Origin of the sequence: Anaerococcus lactolyticus ATCC 51172 (genome assembly GCF_000156575.1) — a bacterium.
Taxonomy (GTDB): domain Bacteria; phylum Bacillota; class Clostridia; order Tissierellales; family Peptoniphilaceae; genus Anaerococcus; species Anaerococcus lactolyticus.
In genome coordinates, this window is the sequence record NZ_GG666048.1 from 2203 (window position 1) to 5292 (window position 3090).

Below are 3090 nucleotides of genomic sequence, written 5' to 3' on the forward strand. Positions count from 1 at the left end.
TCCATATTGTATATAGATATTTGATGTATATATGGATACTTATAGTTATTGCCTGATACCTTTAAATATTCCTCATATTTTTTTATATCTTTCTTAAATTCTTCTTTTGCAAGATAGATTGTTCTACTTAAATCTACTATATCATATCTTGGCATTTTATCCCTCCTCATTATAGTGATAAAAATGAACTAAATTTTTATATATTTATTTATTAAACTTTATTTCTTTCCATTTTTTAAATTTCTGTAAGCAAAAGATAACTTTAAAATGTCATTTACGCTATCTTTTTATTGCAATAAAAAACGATTGGAATTTTTTACTTTTCAAATCGCTTTAACTTCCTTTATTCTATTGTTTCCAATCCAACATTTCTTTTTCTAACTTAAAAAAAATTGCAATTTGCTCTTCTTATAATTCCTGTATTCTTTTGATTTTTGTATATTTTTTCTACCTTTATCAAGATCTTTGTTTTTATTTTTAAACAAAAAGCATATTCTTTTTGAAATAAGTCTTTATATCTGATATCTTCAAGTTCGTTAAAATCAATTCTTTCATAACCATCAGTCGGTACAGGAATCATTTTCTTAATATCCAATATAGATAATATATGCATTTTTTCTTTATCAGAATAATATTTGTAAATATCTCCATCTATAGTAATACTATTATCGATCACTTCATAAATTAAAAAATGCTCATCAGAAACATTCTTGCATTTTTTATGTTTTTCCTTTGCAGAAGAAATTGGAATAAAATAATTATAATTTTCTATACCAACAATAATTCCAACGAATGGTTTTATACTGTTTCTATACGATGGGTTGTAATAAACTTCTGAATCTACTTTATTTAGATATTCAAGGTAATCGGAGTTTACAGTATAAAATCCATATTTTATAACTTCTACCATTGTTTTCTCCTAAAAAAACAGAGAGGTTTTATCCTCTCTGTTTGCTTTAATGTTTCACCTTTGGGATATAGGTAGTGAGACACCTTCTTTAATGCTCCACCTTTAACGGTAGCGGGACACCATCTTTATCTGACAAGAGTATAACATATATTTATAGTAATGTCAAATCAGTAAATTTCCTAATTGCTACTCTTTTATCATTTACATTATACCCTTTTTCTTTCAAAATTCACACCTTTCTGCATTCCTATAATTTTATTCAATTTTTTTATAATCAATTTACTTATAATATTTACCTATGGTGTTTTTTATTTCTTCTTCAATTTCCTTTAAAAAATTCTCTTTATCTTCCTTACCCTTTGCTATATCACTTAATCTCATTTCCCATTTTGCTGTTGTCTTTGGAGATTTAAACTCATCTATAACTATAGTCACTAGGTTTAATCCCTTTCTAGTTGATATTAGGTTTTTCTTTTCTCTTTTTATATAACCTTTGTATATCAAATTTTCTATTATTACCGCTCTTGTAGCAGGAGTACCAAGTCCTTTTCTTTCAACTTCGACATCCTTAACTAATTCATCATTTCCAGCTATTTCCATAGCTTTTAAGAGTGTGTCTTCAGTGAAGTGTTTAGGTGGTTTTGTATATTTCTCTTTTATATCTTTATTTTCAATATATAAAAAATCTCCTATTTTTACATCGGGAAGTTGTATATCTTCTTTCTTCTTTGATTTATATTCTTCTAAATATTTTGTAAACCCTTCTTCTGCAATTATTTTATAAGTGTTTATAAATTCAAACCCGTCAAATTCAGCCACTATCTTTGTTGTATTTTCTACAAGTGGATATCCAAAACTTGCATAGAGTTTATTTGTTATAAGTCTATATACTTTGGCTTCACTTTCCGGGAGATTTGAAATATCCTTATTTAATGAACTTATCGTTGGAATTATTGCATGATGATCTGTAACTTTTTCAGAATTAAAAACTACCTTAATTCTTTCTGTGTCAAAATCATTCTTCCCTATAATATTATTTACAGTGCTTTCTATCATGTCTACTGTCAAATATCTTGAATCTGTTCGTGGATAGGTAATATACTTCTTTTCATACAGACTTTGGGCATAATCTAGTGTTTGTTTTGCACTGTATCCAAAATACTTATTACATTCTCTTTGAAGTGTTGTTAGGTCAAGTGGTAGATTAGGCTTTGTAATATTTTCTTTTTTAATTACATCGGTTATTTCAATTCTTTCTTCGATTAAGTTTTTTAGCTGCTCTGCCACTATCTTATCATCAATTCTATCTGTCGACAGTGTTAATCCATTCATGGAAATCTCCACTGTATAATATTTTTCTTTTTTAAAACTATTTATCTCATAATCTCTATTCACAATCATTGATAAAGTTGGTGTTTGTACTCTTCCTACACTATAATTTTCATTATATAGACAGGAGTAAAGTCTACTTATATTCATTCCAACAAGCCAATCAGCTATGGCACGAGCCTTAGCTGAATCAAAAAGATTATCATAGTTACTTCCATCTTTTAAGTTGCTAAATCCTTCTTTTATGGAAGAATCTTCCATTGAGGAAATCCAAAGACGTTTCATTTTCTTTTTTACAATTTGCCATAATATATACAAGTCTAAAGATAGCTTCTCCTTCTCTACCAGCATCACAAGCATTAATAATGGTGTCAACTTCATTACTATTCATTAGTCTTTTAAGAATATTAAACTGTTTTTTAGTTGTCTTCGTTACCTCATACTTGTATTCTTTTGGGATAATAGGTAAATCTTCAATTCTCCACTTCTTATATCTTTCATCATACACATCAGGATTTGCCATTTGTACTAAATGCCCAACACACCATGAAACAATGTATCCATTCCCCTCATAATATCCATTATTTCTATTTTTTGCTCCTATAACTTTTGCTATTGATGCTGCAACACTTGGTTTTTCTGCGATTACTAATTTCATTTTTCCTCCTTTAATTTTTTAATAAAAAAATGAGAGATTAAATTTTCAATCCCTCATCTTTTTATAGCTCTACTGATTTTTTATTTTTTCTATAATATTTATTCCATTATCTATTACATCTTCAAACTTTATGTCTCTAGCATAAAGATTTTTCTTCGAATAAGAATTCCATCTGTCTAAAAAAGCTTGATCC

At 27.7% G+C, this 3090-nt stretch carries 1 protein-coding gene and 1 pseudogene; both read right to left on the reverse strand.

The genetic code is table 11. The annotated features are described in order from the left end of the window. Nucleotides 1–382 precede the first annotated feature (382 nt). Nucleotides 383–910, reverse strand: coding sequence for a type III toxin-antitoxin system ToxN/AbiQ family toxin (locus tag HMPREF0072_RS07865; RefSeq protein WP_004828974.1), 528 nt, complete (start codon nt 908–910; stop codon nt 383–385). A gap of 279 nt (nt 911–1189) precedes the next feature. Further along, nucleotides 1190–2897, reverse strand: a pseudogene (locus HMPREF0072_RS07870) (DNA topoisomerase 3). Nucleotides 2898–3090: the final 193 nt, after the last annotated feature.